This window comes from Acidobacterium sp. FHG110202_01 (genome assembly GCF_059115305.1).
Genome location: NZ_JBZYWJ010000001.1, coordinates 676,455 through 695,405 on the forward strand (window position 1 = coordinate 676,455; position 18,951 = coordinate 695,405).

General features: G+C 55.9%; 18 protein-coding genes. 13 read left to right on the top strand and 5 right to left on the bottom strand.

Annotation, left to right across the window (positions count from 1 at the left end; all coding sequences use genetic code 11):
• Nucleotides 1-63 precede the first annotated feature (63 nt).
• Complete coding sequence (locus tag AC5S16_RS02735) at nt 64-738, top strand: ABC transporter ATP-binding protein (protein WP_493928471.1); 675 nt, start codon at nt 64-66, stop codon at nt 736-738.
• Nucleotides 731-1,513: an ABC transporter permease gene (locus AC5S16_RS02740; RefSeq protein WP_493928472.1), complete on the top strand. Its 783-nt coding sequence runs from the start codon at nt 731-733 to the stop codon at nt 1,511-1,513. Before AC5S16_RS02735 ends, AC5S16_RS02740 begins: the two co-directional genes overlap by 8 nt.
• An 8-nt stretch (nt 1,514-1,521) precedes the next feature.
• Here AC5S16_RS02740 and AC5S16_RS02745 read toward each other — a convergent pair whose 3' ends face one another.
• Nucleotides 1,522-2,031 carry a hypothetical protein gene (locus AC5S16_RS02745; protein ID WP_493928473.1) on the bottom strand — a complete coding sequence of 170 codons (510 nt, stop codon included), beginning with the start codon at nt 2,029-2,031 and terminating at the stop codon, nt 1,522-1,524.
• 178 nt (nt 2,032-2,209) lie between these two features.
• Here AC5S16_RS02745 and AC5S16_RS02750 point away from each other — a divergent pair, with 178 nt between their 5' ends.
• The 3 genes from AC5S16_RS02750 to AC5S16_RS02760 all read left to right on the top strand — a co-directional run bounded on the left by AC5S16_RS02750 (nt 2,210) and on the right by AC5S16_RS02760 (nt 7,344).
• A complete protein-coding gene (locus AC5S16_RS02750; protein ID WP_493928474.1) occupies nt 2,210-4,153 on the top strand; it encodes a mechanosensitive ion channel family protein in 1,944 nt (647 codons plus the stop codon).
• Between the two features lie 98 nt (nt 4,154-4,251).
• Nucleotides 4,252-6,321, top strand: a complete 2,070-nt coding sequence (locus AC5S16_RS02755; RefSeq protein ID WP_493928475.1) for a S9 family peptidase — start codon at nt 4,252-4,254, stop codon at nt 6,319-6,321.
• A gap of 24 nt (nt 6,322-6,345) precedes the next feature.
• The gene (locus AC5S16_RS02760) at nt 6,346-7,344 is read left to right on the top strand and encodes an alpha/beta hydrolase (protein ID WP_493928476.1); all 999 of its coding nucleotides are present in this window, start codon (nt 6,346-6,348) and stop codon (nt 7,342-7,344) included.
• A gap of 63 nt (nt 7,345-7,407) precedes the next feature.
• Here the strand turns inward: AC5S16_RS02760 and AC5S16_RS02765 are convergent, their stop codons facing one another.
• Nucleotides 7,408-7,944, bottom strand: coding sequence for a Cif family virulence factor (locus tag AC5S16_RS02765; protein ID WP_493928477.1), 537 nt, complete (start codon nt 7,942-7,944; stop codon nt 7,408-7,410).
• A gap of 253 nt (nt 7,945-8,197) precedes the next feature.
• Between AC5S16_RS02765 and AC5S16_RS02770 the strand changes: the two genes are divergently transcribed.
• The 7 genes from AC5S16_RS02770 (at nt 8,198) to AC5S16_RS02800 (ending at nt 13,903) form a co-directional block, all read left to right on the top strand.
• Nucleotides 8,198-9,319, top strand: a complete 1,122-nt coding sequence (locus AC5S16_RS02770; RefSeq protein ID WP_493928478.1) for a sensor histidine kinase — start codon at nt 8,198-8,200, stop codon at nt 9,317-9,319.
• Entirely contained in the window at nt 9,300-10,100 is an 801-nt protein-coding gene (locus AC5S16_RS02775; RefSeq protein WP_493928479.1) for a LytR/AlgR family response regulator transcription factor, read from the top strand. Before AC5S16_RS02770 ends, AC5S16_RS02775 begins: the two co-directional genes overlap by 20 nt.
• Before the next feature lie 76 nt (nt 10,101-10,176).
• Nucleotides 10,177-11,142, top strand: a complete 966-nt coding sequence (locus tag AC5S16_RS02780; protein WP_493928480.1) for a diacylglycerol/lipid kinase family protein — start codon at nt 10,177-10,179, stop codon at nt 11,140-11,142.
• A gap of 92 nt (nt 11,143-11,234) precedes the next feature.
• Nucleotides 11,235-12,419, top strand: coding sequence for an MFS transporter (locus AC5S16_RS02785; protein WP_493928481.1), 1,185 nt, complete (start codon nt 11,235-11,237; stop codon nt 12,417-12,419).
• A gap of 80 nt (nt 12,420-12,499) precedes the next feature.
• On the top strand, nt 12,500-12,919 hold the full coding sequence (locus tag AC5S16_RS02790; RefSeq protein WP_493928482.1) for a hypothetical protein: 420 nt from the start codon (nt 12,500-12,502) through the stop codon (nt 12,917-12,919).
• A gap of 139 nt (nt 12,920-13,058) precedes the next feature.
• Nucleotides 13,059-13,562 (top strand): hypothetical protein, encoded by a 504-nt coding sequence (locus tag AC5S16_RS02795; RefSeq protein ID WP_493928483.1) that lies wholly within the window; start codon nt 13,059-13,061, stop codon nt 13,560-13,562.
• A 50-nt stretch (nt 13,563-13,612) separates the two neighbouring features.
• Entirely contained in the window at nt 13,613-13,903 is a 291-nt protein-coding gene (locus AC5S16_RS02800; protein WP_493928484.1) for a hypothetical protein, read from the top strand.
• 156 nt (nt 13,904-14,059) lie between these two features.
• On the opposite strand, the gene AC5S16_RS02805 is transcribed toward AC5S16_RS02800, so the two are convergent.
• Nucleotides 14,060-15,079, bottom strand: a complete 1,020-nt coding sequence (locus AC5S16_RS02805; protein WP_493928485.1) for a glycoside hydrolase family 43 protein — start codon at nt 15,077-15,079, stop codon at nt 14,060-14,062.
• Between the two features lie 278 nt (nt 15,080-15,357).
• Here AC5S16_RS02805 and AC5S16_RS02810 point away from each other — a divergent pair, with 278 nt between their 5' ends.
• Nucleotides 15,358-17,148 carry a TonB-dependent receptor plug domain-containing protein gene (locus tag AC5S16_RS02810; protein WP_493928644.1) on the top strand — a complete coding sequence of 597 codons (1,791 nt, stop codon included), beginning with the start codon at nt 15,358-15,360 and terminating at the stop codon, nt 17,146-17,148.
• A 69-nt stretch (nt 17,149-17,217) separates the two neighbouring features.
• Here the strand turns inward: AC5S16_RS02810 and AC5S16_RS02815 are convergent, their stop codons facing one another.
• Complete coding sequence (locus AC5S16_RS02815) at nt 17,218-17,700, bottom strand: Rid family hydrolase (RefSeq protein ID WP_493928486.1); 483 nt, start codon at nt 17,698-17,700, stop codon at nt 17,218-17,220.
• 129 nt (nt 17,701-17,829) lie between these two features.
• Nucleotides 17,830-18,891, bottom strand: coding sequence for an aldo/keto reductase (locus AC5S16_RS02820; protein WP_493928487.1), 1,062 nt, complete (start codon nt 18,889-18,891; stop codon nt 17,830-17,832).
• Between the last annotated feature and the right edge of the window lie 60 nt (nt 18,892-18,951).

An 18,951-nucleotide genomic window follows, 5' to 3' on the forward strand; every position in this document is an offset into this window, starting at 1 on the left:
ACATGATGGATAAAAAGCAGTGCTCCGCCTTTCCCTGCTATATGGAATACTCACCAAAGCAGCATGCTCGAATGCCGACAACTCGGCCGCACTCTCCCTCCGCCCGAATCGCGTGTTTTGCTTTCTGACATCAGCTTCACGCTCGACCGTGGAGAGGTGCTTGCCGTCACCGGTCTCAGCGGCTCCGGAAAGAGCACGCTGCTGCGCCTTTTGAACCGGCTCGATGAGCCCACCAGCGGCACAGTCCTGCTGCATGGAACCGACACAAAAATGTTGTCTCCGTGCGAGCTGCGCCGCCGCATCGGAATGGTGATGCAGCGCGCTTATCTTTTTCCGGGAACAGTAGCGGAGAATGTCGCTTACGGCCCAAAGCAGCATCAACAGGCAATTACTCAGGAAGAAATAGAAGGTCTCCTCACCCAGGTTGGCCTTTCCGGATATGAAAGCCGCGATGCGCTCACGCTCTCCGGAGGAGAAGCACAGCGCGTTGCCATCACCCGCGCGCTCGCCAACGAACCTGAGATTCTGCTCCTCGACGAGCCTACCTCAGCACTTGATGAGACAGCGCGCCGCGGCGTCGAGACACTGCTCGAATCACTGGTGCGCCAGCGGCATCTCACCTGCGTCTGGGTCACGCACAGCATGGAGCAGGCGCGAACTATGGCCGACAAGGTGCTCGCTATCGAAGCCGGCCATACGAAAGCCTACGGCTCCGTGCAGGAGGTGCTGCGTGCTTAACTATTTCTTCCATTCTCAACTGGCGCTCGGTATCGCAGAATGCGTCGTGACCGCGTTGCTCGCCCTCGCCGTCATGTTGTTTGCGCGTAAGCGCGCTCCGGGATTGTTAAGCGAATTGCCACTTGCGGAGCTGCGCGGCATCGTACAGATCGTCGCCGTAGGAGCCATTCTTGCGTTCATGCTGCGCGGCCCACAGTGGACATCCGTACTGGTGCTTGCCGCCATGCTGCTCGCAGCTGCCAGCATCGTACGCAAGCGCGCCAAAAAGATTCCCCGCGCCTTTCAGCTTGCGCTCTACTCCATCTGCGCCGGAGCAGGCGCCGTGCTTGCCGTCATGATCGTCTTCGGAGTTATCCCGCTCAGGATTACGATGCTCGTTCCGGTTGGCAGCATGGTCATTGCCAACACCATGAACACACAATCACTCTTTCTTGATCGCCTGCGCGGCGAAATCACAGCACATGTAGGAGAAATCGAATCCGCGCTTGCGCTCGGCGCAGCGTCCGAAACAGCGCTGCTTCCCTACCTGCGCGCGGCCTTTCGCGCCAGCCTCATCCCATCGGTCGACAACATCCGCTCGCTTGGCATCGTCTGGATTCCCGGCATCATGGCCGGAATGGTGCTCTCCGGAGCATCACCGCTCTACGCAGCGCTCTATCAGTTCGTAGTGCTCACGACGATCTTCTCCGCCGCCGCACTCACCTGCTTCGTAAGCAGCCATCTCGTGACGCGTCGAATTTTCTCTGCTCAGGATCAGCTACTGCTGCGGGCGTGAACAAAAATCTATCCAGGTACCTGCCAGCCCACGCCAGCATTCGCCAGCGTGATCTGCCCCGTCGCATTCCCTGAAAGCGCCTTTGCCATATCTGGAAAGGCGCTCTGGAGTTCCGGGGTCTTCGCCCAGACCGGGACTTCTGTCATCGTGTAGTGGTACGTCACTTGTGTCTCAAGAAATCCATTGGCTTTCGCGGGCGGCGTGAAGCTGTCGATGCTGGTGATCTGGCGATGTCCATAGCAGAACCTCGTGCTGGCTCTTTGCCCCGCCGGAGTCAGAGAATAAATATAAACATTGATGCCCGGAGCAGCTTCGCGTTTAAGCATCTGCGCGTTCATCAGCGCGTCCATGCGCGTCTTCTCATCCTTTGCATCGGGGCCGGGGCTGACCTCATAGGGAAAACTCGGTGCGTTCGCAAATAAACAGTCCGTGCGCGTTGCATAGTAGGCATTCAGCGCAGCCTGAAAATTTTCTTTTGTCGGCGCTGTCTTGCTCGACGAGCAACCAGCAGCCAGCATGACAATTCCGCTCAAAACTGCAACTATTTTTATTCTTGTTGTATTTTTCATAGATGCCATCCAACTAAGAAGCCTGAATGACGGAAAAAGAAGTCTCAGCCCATGCAGATTTTTCCAGGGCACGGAACATCCTAAAAATAAACAGGCAGAACGTCCTAGAATCTAAAATTTAGAGAAGATGATGCGATTCAAATCCCCCATGTATTTGCGGCTCTTTGCGCTCTTCGCTGTATTCGCGGCTATGCCGCTGGCAGTAGTGGTTCTTGCTCAGCAGAACCAGCAACAGAAACAACAGCTCATTACCGATGACGACATCCTGCACCACCTGAACTCAGTCATTACCTGGTACAGGAACGTCAAAACACAGGTTGAGCCCGCGGGCCTGCCCACCGACGCGGTCTATCAGGCGAATGCTGAGTCAATTGCGGCAAAAGTAGTCACGGCCGCCTTCAATTCCGCCGAGAAAGCTGCGCCGCTTCTTCCGAATGAAGATACAGGCTCTACTTCATCGACAAGCAGCAGCACCCTGCAGAAGTATCTTACCGACACGCAGGCGCATAATGCTGCCCTGCAGACACAGATCGGCCAGTTGAATGCCCAGATCGCATCCACACCAAAAGCCAAGGTGCAGGCGCTGACCGACCAAAGAGACCGATTGCAGGGCGAACTTGATCTCGGCATGTCTATGGTGAATTCGCTGACGCAGCTCACGCAGACCAGCAACCAGGCCATCACGAATCAGAAAGCAAACAAAAAAGCTCCGCAGCCCGCGCAGAACAATCAACCAGCGCCGAATGGATTTTCCGCCAGCGTAGCGCAGCTCAAAGGCTCCGTTCCGGAAGTGTTCGATGCCAACGCAAAGGCCAAGGCCTCTGCACAGACCGCACAACCTGCGACCTCGACCGGGCTGGTCGGAAAACTTCGCCGCCTCTACGACCAGTCGATGAGTCTGCACGAGATCGATGTCCTTTCGCAGGAAACAACCGACCTGCACAACCTCGTCTACAATCTGCGTGAGCCGCTGCGCAATGCCGTGCGTCAAACCGCACAACAGGGACGCGCGCTGGCAAGCGCCGCCGACAATCCGCAACCTGGAAAGCCCTTGCCCTCCAAGCAGGACTTCGATGCTCTCGCGGCAAAGTTTGACGCGCTCGCTGCCATCGAGATTCCCCTGAGCCAGGAAACCGCCGCCCTTGAAGAAAGCCAGGCAACTCTCTCTGACTGGCGCGCCTCCATCGCCGGCCAATATGGCTCTGTCCTGCGCTCGATTCTCTACACCGTCGTCACCATTCTTGCCGTGCTCGGCGCTCTTCTGCTGATATCAAATCTCTGGAAGAAGATGATCTTCCGCTACGTCACTGACGCCCGGCGCCGGCGACAGTTTCTTCTCGTGCGCCGCTTCGTCGTCGGCTTCGTGATCGGCCTCATCCTGCTCTTCAGCGTCGTTAACGAATTCAGTTCGCTTGCCACCTTCGCCGGATTCATCACTGCCGGCGTCGCTGTCGGCCTGCAGACTATTCTGCTCTCCGTCGCCGCATACTTCTTCCTTATCGGCCGCTACGGCATCCGCGTCGGCGACCGCATCAGCATCGCCGGAGTCACCGGCGACGTCATCGACGTAAGCTTTGTACGCTTCTACCTTCTCGAGCTCGCCGGAGCCGGCGCCGATCTCCAGCCCACGGGCCGCATCGTTGCCTTCTCCAATTCCGTCCTCTTCCAGCCCACCTCGCCTATGTTCCGCCAGGTGCCGGGCACTGCATTTACCTGGCACGAGGTGGCAGTGACGCTCGTGCCCTCGGGAGACTATGACCTTGTCGAAAAGGGCATGCTTGAGGTTGTCAGCAAGACGTACGAGAAATACCAGCAATCTCTTGACCGTCAGCACAATGCCATCGAGCGCCGCTATGAGCTTCCCTTCAACCCGCTAAAGCCCTCAGCTCAACTGCAGCTCACCGGCACCGGGCTCGAGGCTGTGGTGCGTTACCCCGTCAGTCTCCGGCAGGGCGCAGAAGCCGATGATGAGATCACGCGCAGCCTGGTCGCTGTCATCAGCAGAGATGAAAAGTTGAAGGCCTCGGTCAGCGGGCTTCCCGTGATCCGTTCTGTCATACGTGCCAGCTGATATCAAGATGGAAGAGAGCTAAAAAGCTCTCTTCCATCTGCCATTCAGTCTTGCTCATATTGGCCCTTCACCGCTCAGCGCAGCTATTCTGAATATGTATGAGCACCGCAACCCAAATCACGCCTCCCCGCGCGCGTGCCGAGCGCAAGGAAACCACTCTCCACGGCCACACCCTCATTGACGACTACGGCTGGCTGCGCGACAAGGAGAGCCCCGAAACCCTCGCCTACCTCAAGGCAGAAAATGACTACACCTCCGCCATCACGGAGTCGACCGCGGACCTGCAGGAAAAGCTCTACCGCGAGATGCTCAGCCACATCAAGGAGACCGATGTTTCCGTCCCCTTTCAGTATGGCGACTACTGGTACTACACCCGCACCGAAGAGGGCCTGCAGTACCCTATTCACTGTCGCAAGCAGGGTTCACTCGATGCTCCCGAGACCATCATTCTCGACGTCAACAAACTCGCCGAAAGCGAAAGCTTCATGGCTGTCGGCGCCATGAGCGTCTCCGATGACAGCAACCTGCTCGCCTACTCGGTGGACAACAAGGGCTTCCGCCAGTACACCCTCCAGGTCAAAGACCTCCGCACTAACGAAGTGCTTTCTGAACGTGTAGAGCGTGTCGGTTCCGTCGTCTGGGCGGCTGACAATAAGACGCTCTTCTATACCGTCGAAGACGAAGAGCAGAAGCGGCAGCACCAGCTTTACCGCCATGTGCTCGGCACTCCGCATGAGCAGGACCTTCTGGTCTACGAAGAGACTGATGAGCGCTTCAACATCGGAGCAGGCCGCACACGCGACCGCAAGTACATCATCCTTGAGTCATCGAGCCACACCACCAGCGAGGCGCGCTTCCTCTCCGCCGATGCTCCAGGAGGCGAATTTCACCTCATCGCTCCGCGCCGTGACAACATCGAGTACTACGTCGATCACCGCAATGGCCTCTGGTTCATCCGCTCGAATGACACCGGGCGCAATTTCCGCCTTGTAACTGCGCCTGTCGGGAATCCTGCTGTGGAAAACTGGGATGAGCTGCTTCCCCATCACCCTGAAGTCATGCTTGAGGATTTCGATTTATTTGCCGGATTTTATGTAGCTTGCAAGCGCATCAACGGCCTTCAACATTTGCAGGTCTGGCGCTTCCGAGGAGATGGACTTGAGGCCCTGCCTCCGCAGGAAATCGCCTTCCCCGAGCCTGTCTACAGTGCACATCCGCACGTCAATCGCATCTTCGAGACGACGGCATTCCGTTATGCATATCAATCACTGGTCACACCCAGCTCGGTCTATGAATACGATGTGACTATCGGCGAATCGACGCTGCTCAAGCAACTTGAAGTCCCCGGCGGCTTTGACCGTGCGCTTTACTCCTCTGAGCGCATTTTTGCTGCGGCTCCCGATGGAGTGAGGGTGCCGGTTTCCATCGTCTACCGCAAAGATAGATTTGAGCGTGGCAAGAATCCGCTTTATGTCTATGGATATGGGTCTTATGGCTACTCGCTCCCTGTCGGATTCAACAGCAACCGGCTCAGCCTGCTCGACCGCGGCTTCATCATCGCCTATGCACACATTCGTGGAGGCGGCGATTTAGGCAAGCCCTGGCACGATGCCGGACGGCTGATGCAGAAGCGCAACACTTTCACCGATTTCATCGCCACCGTGGAGCACCTTACGGCCAACGGCTATGGCGACCCAAGCCGCATCGCCATTGAAGGGGGCAGCGCCGGCGGATTGCTGATGGGCGCTGTCACTAATCTGCGTCCTGACCTCTTCCGTGCCGTCATCTCCCATGTTCCCTTCGTCGATGTGATGAACACGATGCTCGACGCTTCGCTTCCGCTTACCGTTCCCGAGTACGAGGAATGGGGCAATCCGAATGAGGCGGAGGCCTTTACATACATGCTGAGCTATTCGCCCTATGACAACCTGAAGGCAGGGGCTTATCCGGCAATGCTGGTCAAGACCTCGCTCTACGATAGCCAGGTAATGTATTGGGAGCCAGCGAAGTACGTGGCCAGGCTGCGCACTCTCAAGACAGATGCGAATCCCCTGCTGCTCCACACTAATATGACTGCAGGCCATGGCGGAGCCTCCGGCCGCTACGATTATCTGAAAGAGATCGCGATGGACTATGCATTCATTTTGAAGGAGTTGAACGCAGCCTGATCTGGACGGTGAAAGAAAGTCGTCATGAAGCGATTCGTCGTCTGGGTGGTGCGGATTCTTCTGATCCTGGTGATTGCGGGCGTCTCTGCCTCCGAGTTCTCCCCCTGGCCGGCGGTCTCCATAGTCCGGCTGGTGTTCTGGATTGGAGACCGAACTTCTGAAGCGGCCCTTGAGAAGCACGTTCCGGCGGGAATCATCACTCGGCGCAATATCGCCTATGGCAAGGGGCAGGATGAGATCCTGGACCTCTACTACTCCCAGAACACACGCGACACGCAGCCTGCTATCGTCTGGGTGCACGGCGGAGGATTCGTCGCCGGAAGCAAGGAAGGCGTGGCGAACTACATGAAGGTGCTCGCCGCGCACGGCTTCACGGTGGCTGCGGTGGAGTATTCGAGGGGCCACGGCAGCACTTATCCCAAGCCTGTGGAACAAGTGAATACGGCACTCGGCTTTGTTATCCGCAATGCGGCTGACCTAAGGATCGATCCGGCAACGATCATTCTTGCAGGCGATTCGGCTGGAGCGCAGATTGCCAGTCAGGTGGCGCTCATCACTACAGATCCTGTCTATTCAAGTATGGTCGGGATTTCACCTCAGATCGAGGCGAAGCGGCTAGCCGCGATGCTACTGGTTTCCGGGGTCTATGATCCGCCATCGCTCGATTTCGAGGGCGTCTATGGATGGTTTCTAAGGGCTGTGGCGTGGGAGTATTCAGGGACGAAGAACTTCCGCGCGGATAAGCGGTTCCGGCAAATGTCAGTGACGAACCATGTGACCGAGGCTTTCCCTCCCACATTTATCTCGAGTGGACATGGCGATCCGCTCGCGCCTCAGGCGGTTGCGTTTGCCCATCGGCTGTCCGAGCTTGGCGTCCTGATTGATCCGCTCTTCTTCCCGGCGGACCATCATCCCTCTCTCCGCCATGAATACCAATTCAACCTGGACGGCCCGGATGGGCAGGAGGCGCTCCGCCGGATTCTCTCCTTTCTCGATTCCATTCGCAGCCGCGCTCAGTCTTAGCCGGAGGATACCCTCCCCTGTGTTTGTTTTTTTCAGCGGCTTACGAGGGGTACCGATGCGGTTCTAGCGTTCTGACACATTTGGATTTGACGAATAGGTAATTGCTGCGATCTTCCAGCCGTCACTCGCTTTGATCATCTGCCACGTCTCGCTTCCCTGATTCTCCGGTTTCCCGTCGATGGTGAATACAAAGTTGAAGTACACCGAAGCAATCGTGCCATCCGTGTGGATCTGAACGTTACTGTGTTGAGGATCCAGCGTGGCGTGTGAACTCGAAACAAACTTCGCGAACTCCTGGAAGCTTGAGTGCCGAACCTTCAATACTGCAGGGTTCCTGGCGCGAAGGCGCGCGTATGCTGCGTCAGACAGAACATTGAACCAAGTACTACCTTCGTCAACGAACATCGACGACACACGTGCGCCGTCGTGGGACGCCACAGCCTGATGGAAATTCCCCATCAGTTGCTCAATCTCTGTTGTCGCCTGTGCAGAGGGCGCAGTGCTCTGCGCTTCAGCCGCCTGGTTTACTGAGCTTTGGGCAAAAGACACAGCCGCAGTCCAAAGCAACCATGCATAGAGGGCAAACCGTACTGATTTCATGTCGAGTCTCCTGTCCTGCAGCAACAATGGGAGCGCAACACTTACGCGCTGACTGCCCTGCCAGACTCAACATAGAGGCTTTTTATGCGCGATTGTGAAGTTTGTCTCGAACTGGACTATGGAAACATTGAGCGGGACTTATTGCGATGCGAGCCGGTCAGTCCTGATGACCTTGCTACCAATCACACGCCCCAGATTCTCTGCCGAGTGGACGGCTTCAGGCCGAATGAGAAATCCTATCAGGGAGGTCAGAATGCCTGAAGCACGCAGCGAAGGCACACATGAGCGCGATGGGCTGGTACGGCGCGCCGCGCTTGCCTTTGCTTTCTGGACGGCAGTAGGTCTTGTTTTCGCGGTACCCCTTCTGGGACGAAGTGCAAACGTGGTCAAGACCATAGCCTCGGCTCTCGCGCAGTGGTGGTCATGGGGTCTCTTAGCTCCGGCAATCATTGCAGTGGACCGTGCCCTTCCGTTTTCGGCAAGTCAAGTCGGCAAGCGCTTCGCCACGCACCTGGTTATCGGCCCGATCTTCACTGTCGTCTATGGTTATCTCCTATCCATCATGCACTGCGCGATGGGACTTGAAGGCTGGTCTCGATTGGCTGGGCGATCGGTTCTGGTGGAAGCGGGTCGGGATATTTTCTGGAGCATGCTTGTCTATTGCATGATTGTCGGCACATGGCAGGCATATTCCTACCAGCGCAGATACATCACGGCGGAACTCCGGCTGGAACGATCAGAACGAACAGCGAGTGAAGCGCGCTTGTATGCCCTCAGAACGCAGCTTGATCCTCACTTCCTGTTCAATACCCTTAACGCCGTTTCCTCTCAGGTCGAGCGCGATCCCAAGCTTGCAAGAACAATGATTGAACAGCTTGGTGATCTGCTTCGCCTGTCTCTCGATTCGCACGGGAAGCAGTCCATTCGACTGCGCGACGAGCTCGCATTCACCGACCGGTACCTGGCACTGCAGAAGATCCGCTTCGGAGACAGGCTTCGGATCGAATTTGACGTTGCTGCTGATGCTGCCAACGCATTCGTACCAAGCCTGGTCCTGCAACCGCTTGTCGAAAACGCTATCCGGCATGGGCTGTCTTCCAAGCTGCAGGGCGGCCTATTGCAGGTCTCGGCACACAGGCTCGATGAGCAGCTGGTGCTGCAGGTTGAGGACGACGGAGTCGGGCTTGCTCCCGGCTGGTCGATGGAAGAGGATTCCGGAATCGGCTTGCGCCTGACTCGAGAACGTCTAGCGGCGCGATATCCCGATTCCAGCAGCCGCTTCGAAATCTCGCCCCGCGCTTCCGGGGGAACCGTGGTTTCGATTGCACTGCCGTGGCGAACAACGGAGGAGCCCGGTGAATACTTCGCCAGCTAGTATCCGAGCGTTGATCGTCGACGATGAGGCTCCTGCCCGTCTTCGACTCAAAGACCTCTTCGCAAAGGATGTCGAAGTAAGCGAGATCTATGAGGCAGACAACGGAGAAGAGGCAGTTCGACTGATCCAGGAAGAGAAGCCTGATTTAGTCCTTCTGGACATCCAGATGCCTGGACTGGACGGGCTCGGGGTCGTCGAGGTCGTCGGCTGTGAAATGATGCCGCTCACTGTGTTCGTGACGGCCTTCGATGAACACGCTGTTCACGCTTTTGAAGCGAACGCGTTGGATTACATCCTGAAACCGTTCAGTGATGACCGGATGCAGGTTATGCTATCCCGCGCCAAGCAGCGTCTTCAACAGATGCAAATCCAGGCGTTCGGCCAAAGCCTCATCCGAGCGATGGCGGCTCTTCCGGGAATAGAAGGGTATCAGGATCGAGTGGCCATCAAATCAGACGGGATCACACGCTTCCTGAAGGCAACTCAAATCGATTGGATCGAAGCGGCGGGAGCGTATGTGACCCTGCATGCCGGTGGTAAAGAATTCCTTCACCGGCACTCCTTGTCGTCGATGCTTCTCAAACTTGATCCGCGCCGCTTTGTACGAGTGCATCGTTCGGCCGTTGTCAACATTGAAAGCATTGTGCAGCTGGAACCTCTATCTCACGGTGAATTTGAGGCAACAACGAAACATGGAGGACGACTTCGCGTGAGCAGGACTTATCGATCCTTACTTGAGAGGCGTCTTGGGCTTGAGGGGCGTCCTGGCGAAAATCTGTAAGGCTCAAGACGGCAGACGACGCACTCCAGCACATGAAAAGAGAAGTTCCTTTTGACTCTGTGCGAAACTTTGGATTGTGCGCAAGATTCTGCTCCTGGTCAATCCATTGCTGGCATCCCACGGTTCCCGGGATATCTACCGCATTCTCGGCGTCTTCAAACAAGCCGAAGTTGAGGTTGAGCTCCTCGAAACAGGCGCAGACCGGGCTGCCGGCGGCAAGGCAAAGCGCGCTGCGGAAAAGGGTGTTGACGCTGTGATCGTATGCGGCGGCGATGGAACTGTGTTTGATACGTTACAGGGCCTTGCCGGATCGGATGTTCCTCTTGGCATTCTTCCCCTGGGCACAGGAAATATCCTTGCGCAGAACCTGCGAATTCCGAGCAAACCAGTCGAAGCAGCGCGCTGGCTGCTCGCGGCCTCGCCGCGTTCTGTGCCTTTAGGAAAAATTACCTGCTGCAGACCCGAAGGCAAGCAAAGCTGGTTCTTCGCCATGGCTGCAGGGATGGGCCTGCATGCCGCCATGATGGAAGTGGCGCGACGTCACCAGAAGGACAGAACGGGACGGGCTGCCTATTTCATTGCCGGGCTCAGGGTGCTCTTTTCGTATCCGGTGCAGGCATTTGAATTAGAGATTACGACTGTCGAAGGCAAGGTAATCCAGAGGCTCGTATCAGAACTGGTCGCAGTGCGGGTGGCGGAACTAAACCTCTGGCGCCCAGGAGGCAGTCTGGATTTCCCATTTCTCCGCCTTGCCAGCGTCGAGGGAGAATCGCGATGGCACCTGGCTCAAACTTCTGTCCAGGCGTTGCTGCTGGGTGGAGGCCGCCGTGACCGTCGATTACCCGAATCTGCTCGAGGGCATTACGAGGATGTGCTGCGAGTAGAGTGTAAGCCAATTCCGGGCAGGAAATACAGAGTCCCGATTGCAGTTGAAGCTGATGGAGAGATTCTAGGCGCTTCGTGCGCCACCATTGAAATGGCGAACGTAAATATACAGCTACTGTCTCAGAAAAGCCCGGGTGATGCTGTCGAATGGCGATAGCAGGCCAACACTTTATGAACTGACCTGGCTGCATCGCAAAAATGAGAAGATCAGTAAAGCTTCTCTTTCTTTACAGGCGGGACTCCGGGTTCATGCGAAAATCTATTCTCGCACTCACAATCGCTGCCTTCGGTATCGGAACTTCCGAATACGTAATCATGGGGTTGCTGCCGGATCTAGCCCAATCATTCGACATCAGCATTCCCAAGGCAGGCATCATTGTTTCGGCGTATGCATTGAGCGTGACCTTCGGATCTCCTCTGGTTGCGCTGGCTCTTTCAGGACAGGAGCGCAAGCGGTCGCTTGTTATTCTGATGTGCGTTTTCCTTGTGGGGAACATCGCCTGTGCCCTGTCTCCCAACTTCCCGCTCATGCTCGCCGCGCGTATTCTGACCGCGCTCTGCCATGGAGCCTTCTTCGGCACCGGAAGCATTGTCGCGGCGAATATTGTGCCTAAAGAAAAACGCGCGCAGGCCATTACAACCATGTTCAGCGGCTTGACACTCGCTAATGTGCTCGGCGTTCCGGCAGGCACGGCGATCGGTCATGTTTTTGGATGGCGCTCGACCTTTCTCTCGCTCATACCGATTGGCCTGCTGGCCATGGTCGGCCTCTTTTTCTGGGTACCACGGCAGGAATCCGAGCGGGTACATCTGGAGCATGAATTCCGCACGGTGCTGAACCCGAAGGTGCTTCTCGTACTCGGGCTCTCCACCTTGAGCTCAGTCTCCCTGTTCACAGTATTTACTTACATCGCGCCTATTCTCTCTGCGGTAACACATCTACCTGCGCATGCGACTGCCTGGGTTCTGGTCCTTTTTGGGGCGGGTATTACCATCGGGAACCTGGTTGGAGGGCGATTGAGCGACTGGCGGCAAATGACGACGGTCGTCGGCGGATATCTGCTCGTCGCGCTCATTCTTCTACTAATGCCGCTCATGATGCCTCATGCCGGTGCGATGGCGGCATGCGTCCTGATCTGGGGAATGTTTCACTTCGGAGCCTCTGCTCCGCTCCAGGCCCGCATTGTGGAGAAAGCGCGTCGGGCCCCCAACCTCGCATCCACTCTGAATCAGGGAGCATTCAATCTTGGGAATGCGCTTGGAGCGAGCCTTGGCGGCATTGTTCTGGCGGCGGGATATAGCTATCGCATCCTTCCGCTCCTGGGCGCACTGGTCGCGGCGATTGTCCTTGCCCTGGCTTTCGTGGCAATCCGGCTGGACTCAACACGAATCAGCGACCCTGACTACACTCCTTTACTGTCCAATGCCCCGTGAAACTCTAATACCCTGCTGGAGAAAACCGACTGTCGTGGATTCGGACTTATCATAATCAGGTCATGCCTTATACAGTACCCATGAGACTGTTCTTTGGATTCGCATGTGCAGTGCTGTTGCACAATGCCGGGTTTGCTCAGGATGACCAAAACGAGATACGTTGCCTTAAATCCGTTCATCTGAAGCATCCCATCCGCCTGCAATTTGAGTTCCCCGGTCCAAAGCAAGAGGTTGGCTATGTGACCTATGAACATGGCAGCGGAAAAATTGCTGTCAAGCCCCTGGAAACGAAGGAAATGGAAAAAGTGCCTGAGCGGCCTTCGTTCTACAAGATGAAATTTGAAGAAATAACTCCGGACCATTCCGGCGGCACCTATACTCTCGTTACTCAGGGCGCCATGGTGGAAGATGCCGAATACAAGCGCAAGGATGGGAAGACCTTCCACTTTGAAGATGATACGGCTGCAATGGGAGAAAAAGAATGCACCTGGAACAAGTAAATGTGAGGCAAAATGATCGTTTTGCGGAGCGGTAGTGGAACGCCATGACCACATCGCGATGTTTCTACCTTAGAGAGATCCCAGGCGCTGAATAGAACGCTGCCAGCTGCGAATCACAGAGAGTGGAAGGCATATGCGAATGTTTGCGTATCTTCGATTTGCTGGATGGTGCTGTTGCATTGCCGCCTCAGCCGCGGGCTTATCACCTATCCCCGCTTCAGCATCCTATGCACCCTACAACTTTCAGGTCCAGATTTCCCTGTCGCAAAAAGCTGCTACAAGGCTGCGGAAGCCATCAGAAGGCATCACGATTTCAGCGAGGTATTATGGAGATCCTCTTCAGAGCAAGGAAAAATATGCAGACGAAGTCGGCCAAATTCCACTTGGCACCGAGCTGGTTCAGATACCTGGGAAAGAGGGCTCTATTGAAATTCGTGGAGAGAAAATTCAGAGGAAACGACTGGCGTGGATTCAAGGGCCTGTGTTTGTCAACGTAAATGTCTTTTCAGCACGACACAGTGGTCCGAACAATATCCTGGCCTGCGATTTCTTTGACGGAAAGTTATCGGATGCAAGAGCCCATCCCATAGCCATTCATTGCTCCCTGATCGAAGAGAACGCGCCAACATCGCAAAAGTTTTAGTGAACCCAGAATGTCAATTTGCTGCTGACAGGCCAAGTCACGATCAACAGGTGGCATACGCCTCTCATCCGTATGCATTGCAGTCCCGAGGCCTGAGCCGCGGAACATGGAAGGTCAAGTTCGGCAACTTCTCTCGTAGAGCACCAGTAATCATTACGGAATGGCTGTCAGGAGGCTACTATTGCGACGCCAATACTCCTCAGTCGACCGTCGATTTTATCCAATATCTGCAGCAACACAGGATTGGCCTCGAAGTGGGAGCATGGGACTGGCGTCCAGCCGGCTTTGGCAGCGCTCGCTGGAATTTCCCGATGGTGAGTTTTCGAGTTTCACCGGTTTGACTTGCCATCAGCCAGGTTATGGCCTCGGAAAGGTCGTCGAGAAATGGTACACCACTGGAATTCCCGCTTCCTCGCCTGAGTGACGAGTTGTGCGTCCAATTGCATTGCGCACACTTCCGGATACAAGCCGCCGGAGATCGGCAGCGATTTTGCGCGCTATTGCGCGGGCTTTTTAAGCGGTTCACCTAGCGGCACCGGCTTACCGAAATCGGGGGTGCCATCTGAGTTCCAGGTGAAAGGCTGGATACGCGGCGAGCGATGATTGCCGCAGCCCTGGTTGGGTTTGGGATTGGCGTGATAGATGATCCAGTTCTGCTTGCTGTCGGGAGAAGTGAAAAAACCATTATGTCCTGGGCCAAAGGCGTGAGCCTCAGCGTCCGTACTCAGAAAAGGATGATTGAGCTTTGTCCAGCTTTTGGCGTCGAGCAGGTTTTTGTGAATATCTGCTTCGAGAACTCCGAGAGTGTAGAAGTCTGTCCAGCAGCCGGATGCGGAAAAGACGATGAAGATTTTTCCATCGTGCGTCAGCGCCTCCGGTCCTTCATTCACGTTTACATGCCTGCCCGGCAAGTCACCGTGGGTCTCCCATGGATAGGTTGGTGTTGAGATCAGCGTGCGGGGTGAGTCGATGGTCCAGGGATTGCTCATGTGAGCGATGAACAGATCCTGTTCCCCGTCGGTATCGCCTTTCCAGCCTGACCACACAAGATAGTGCTGACCTTTGAGCTCAAACGTGGTTGCATCGATGGCCCACTTGTCACTCGCATCCTTGACCTGGCCTTTGAGCGTCCACGTGCCTTCGATGGGATCGTCATTGTCGTTCTCGACGACATAGATCCGGTGAGAGGAGTTGTCACCTGCATCGGCGGCAAAGTAGATGTACCACTTGTTGCCCCAGCGATGGAGCTCGGGGGCCCACAAACCTTTCGACCACGGATGCCCTGGCTCCGGTGTCCACACTGCCTTCGTTTCTGCATGCTGAAGGTCGGTGATGTCCGCTGTCTTGCGAAGGGTGAGATTGGCTCCGGTTGAATTCGAATAATAGTAATAGCCCTTCCACTGGACTACCCATGGGTCCGGCCCGGTGTGCAACAGTGGATTGGTAAAGGTGTTGCCCTGAGCCAGGCTATGTGATGCGGCAAGAAGGATTACCGAGGCGAAAATCATCTTCAACATGAATGGTCCTGTACGTAACATCTTCTGTTGTGAAACGTAAAAGCTGATCCAGATTGCCGGCTTGCCCGATATCAGCAAGCAGTTAGTGTAACGCAGCCTGCTGATTGGACGAATCGCATGTTCCGGACCTTCAGGAAATCGTCAATTCTGCTCCGGAAATTCGAAGTGCTCTTGGATGCTACTGCAGTGGACAAGATTTTTATCGTTATTCTCGATAACGTTAGATCAGGAAGTGTTCAAGATTGAAATTTTATTCAATGAGACTTTTGCCTTGTTTGGTGGCTCCGATTTTTGTGGGAGGATTCGCTCTCGCGCAGCAGGCCTCTCCGCCTACTTCACCGGCCAACGAAACCGTGGTGGTTGTTGGAACACCCGAGCCTGTCACTCTGGGGGAATCACCACGCTCTGTTGTGGTGATGGATATGAAACAACATCCACTGGCGTTTGAGACAGTCGAAGATTATTTGCGGACCGATCCGTCCACCTTCATCGAACAGCGTGGAGCGGGTGGAGCGCAGTCGGATATCTCTATCCGCGGAGGGTCATTCGAGCAGACTCTGGTGCTTTTGAATGGTCTCCGCATAGACGATGCACAGACATCACATCACAATCTCGACTTGCCGGTGCCACTCGAAGCGATGCGGAGTGTCGAGGTTCTGCATGGCGCAGGATCGACGTTGTACGGCTCGGATGCGCTCGGGGGTGTGGTGGACTTCCTGACCTCCGAACCGGAGGTCACGAGCTTCAAGCTGCGCGCGGGCACTGGAAGTTTCGGCGAGAATGAGCAATCTTTCATGGGTAGCACAGCCGGACATCACTGGAGCGAGATGATAACCGGAGCCCGCAATTTTTCGACGGGCTTCATGCCTGATCGCGATTACCGCAATGAGAACGCCAGCTCTGAGACACGATGGACGAACCGTATTGGTGTCACGGACATTCTGCTTGCAGGCAGTGACCGCGCTTTTGGCGCGGATCAATTCTACGGGCCATACAATTCGTGGGAACGGACTAAAGGATGGTTTGCCTCCGCGCGGCAGGAGGTGGGCGAGAACACTGAAGCAGCCTTCGGCTATCGCCGGCACACAGACAATTTTGTGCTGCTGCGAAATGATCCCGCTTTCTATGCCAACCAGCACGCTGACGAGAGCTGGCAGGGCGTGGTCAGGCGCAAACAGGGACTCGGAAAATTCGGCGCTCTCTTTTATGGCCTTGAAGCAAATGGCGACAGCATCGACAGCAACAACCTTGGACGGCATGCACGAAATCGCGGGGCTGGATATGCAGATATCGATCTGCATTCTGCGCGGAGATGGAGCCTGTCGGTGGGTCTGCGCGAAGAGATTCTGAGTGGAGGAGCACGTTCTGTTCTGAGTCCCGATCTGACAGGAAGCCTATGGGTGACGCACGCTCTGAAACTACGCGCGGCGGGCGGCTATGGATTCCGATTGCCGACCTACACGGATCTTTACTATAGCGATCCCGCGACGATTGGAAATCCCAATCTAAAGCCTGAGTCGGCCTGGTCAGGTGAAGCAGGAGTGGATTGGTATGCCAGCCGAAAAACGACCGCAACTCTAACGATGTTCTACTCGCGGCAACACGACGCTATTGACTATGTGCGCGCGAATCCAAATGCACCATGGCAGGCCAGCAATCTGGTTGGATTGCGCTTTACCGGAGTCGAAGGGTCGCTGAACTGGCAGCTGACAAGAAACCAGACTGTGACGCTGGGATGGACCGGGATCTCCGGAGCACAGGCGGCGCTGCATGGTTTGCAGTCGGAATATGTCTTCAATTATCCGGTGAACAATGCCAGCCTTGAGTGGAAGGGAGATATCAGGGGCGCTTATCTGCTCCGGACGCGGCTGCAAATCACGCAGCGCTACCAGCAGGATCCGTATCCGGTATGGGATGTACAAGCAGTGCGTGAAAGGGGACGCATTCATCCATATCTGCGCGTGGCGAACCTGAGCAATACCGGATATCAGGAGATTGCAGGGGTGCCCATGCCGGGCCGCAGCTTTGTCGGGGGCATTGAGATTGCACTCGAGAAACTGCGCAGATAACGATCCGGAAAAATCGTTGCGGAGCAGGACCGGAAACGTTGTCAGCTACTCGCGGGGTAGATCCAGCTGCTACTTTGGACGCACTGCGATCAGATCGATTTCGACCAAAGCCCCACGAGTACCAGCGGGCAGAACTACCTGCACCGTGGTGCGTGCGGGCTTGTTCGGCTGGTCTTTGGTTCCAAAGAACTGGGTGTATCCGGCCATCATTCCGGCAAAGTCCATCTTGCCGTCTTTCGCAGGATCGCCTCCGAGGTACACGCGCATCATCACCACATCGTTCAGCGTCAGTTTTTGCGATTCGAGGAGCTTTTGAATGTCCCTGATAATACCAACGGTTTGTGACGCGGTATCGGTGTGTGTCTTCAGGTCCGGGTCGAGCCATCCACTCACATACAGCGTATCTCCGGCCCATACTGCCGCCGAAATTGGAAGGTCGGCATTTGAAGGGTTTTGACTGGCCGGCAGTGGAATTTGTTTTATTTTTTGCGCTGAAGCTGTCAGGGGACTTATCAGTGCGACTGCCGCAAGAAGAAGATGCTTGATCATCATGCGGTCAATGTAGCCTTAGAACAGTCACCCGACAATTTGATAGTTCTCAACGTATTGTTGAGCAGGATTTATGTCTTCTTCCACGAACGGGAGATGGGTTGAGGGCGCTATTGCCTGGACGGCCAGTCCCTAGGCGCGGTCGTAGTGGCGGAAGAAGAGTGACTGGCTGGCTACAGGCTCCGTCTTTGCTTCAAGTGTGGCCATCTGCGTATGGCTCAGTGGAGTGAACTCACGCGCCAGGGCTACGTTCTCTTCAAGCTGCGCTACTGAATCGCAGCCGATGATTACCGTGCTTACCGGATGCGAAAGCGTGTAGTAGAGCGCTTCGCGCATGGTAATGGTGCCCGGCTGTGAAGCAATCACCATGCCTTCCCACATGTGCTTCTGCTTCTCGACTGGCGGAGGCGTCCATGAGGAAAGAATGCGGCCGCGCGCCGGAACCTTCATGCCGATGATGCCCATCTGCTTTTCGACAGCAAGAGGCAGCAGCTGGTCGCGGAAACTGAACTGGTGCGGGTCGGCGGCGTTGAGCGCCATAAGGATAGTGTCGAAGGGATAGCGATGGATGCACTCCATGAGCGCGTCGGGGCGATAGTGGCCGGTGATTCCGAGATGGCGCACGACTTTCTGGTCGCGCATTTCGAGCAGCGCTTCCATGGCTCCGCCTTTGGCAAATACCTCGTTCACATCGGTCATCGTTCCGATGTCGTGCAGCTGCCACAGGTCGAGATGGTCGGTCTGGAGAAGCTTCAGCGATTTCTCGATCATCTGCATGGAGCCGTCGCGGGTGCGCTCCTTGGTCTTGCTAGCCAAGAAAGCCTCTGACCGGCGCGTCTTCATCACCGTGCCGATGTACTGCTCGCTATAGCGCGGCGGCCCGCCGTAGATGGACGAAGTGTCGAGGTAATTGATGCCGAGATCGAGAGCGCGATTGACGATGGCCTGCGATGTTTCAAGATTGTCGGGCCGCTCGAGCGCGGCCTGGCCGCCGAGACTGAAGACTCCGACGCGATATCCGGTCTTTCCCAGGTTCCGCGTGGGCATGGCCTGCTGCGTCGCGGGATTGGATGGCAGGGACGGCAAGGTCCGCGCAGAAGCGATTGTTGATGTTCCTGTTCCGGTAACGAGAGCGGCTGCAACTGCTCCACCAGTTTTTAGAAACTGGCGCCTGTCCTGTTTTGTCTCGCTCATTTTCGGCCCCCTCGCCGTTGAACGCTACCATCTTACAACAGCGGGGAAGCCTTATGTGAA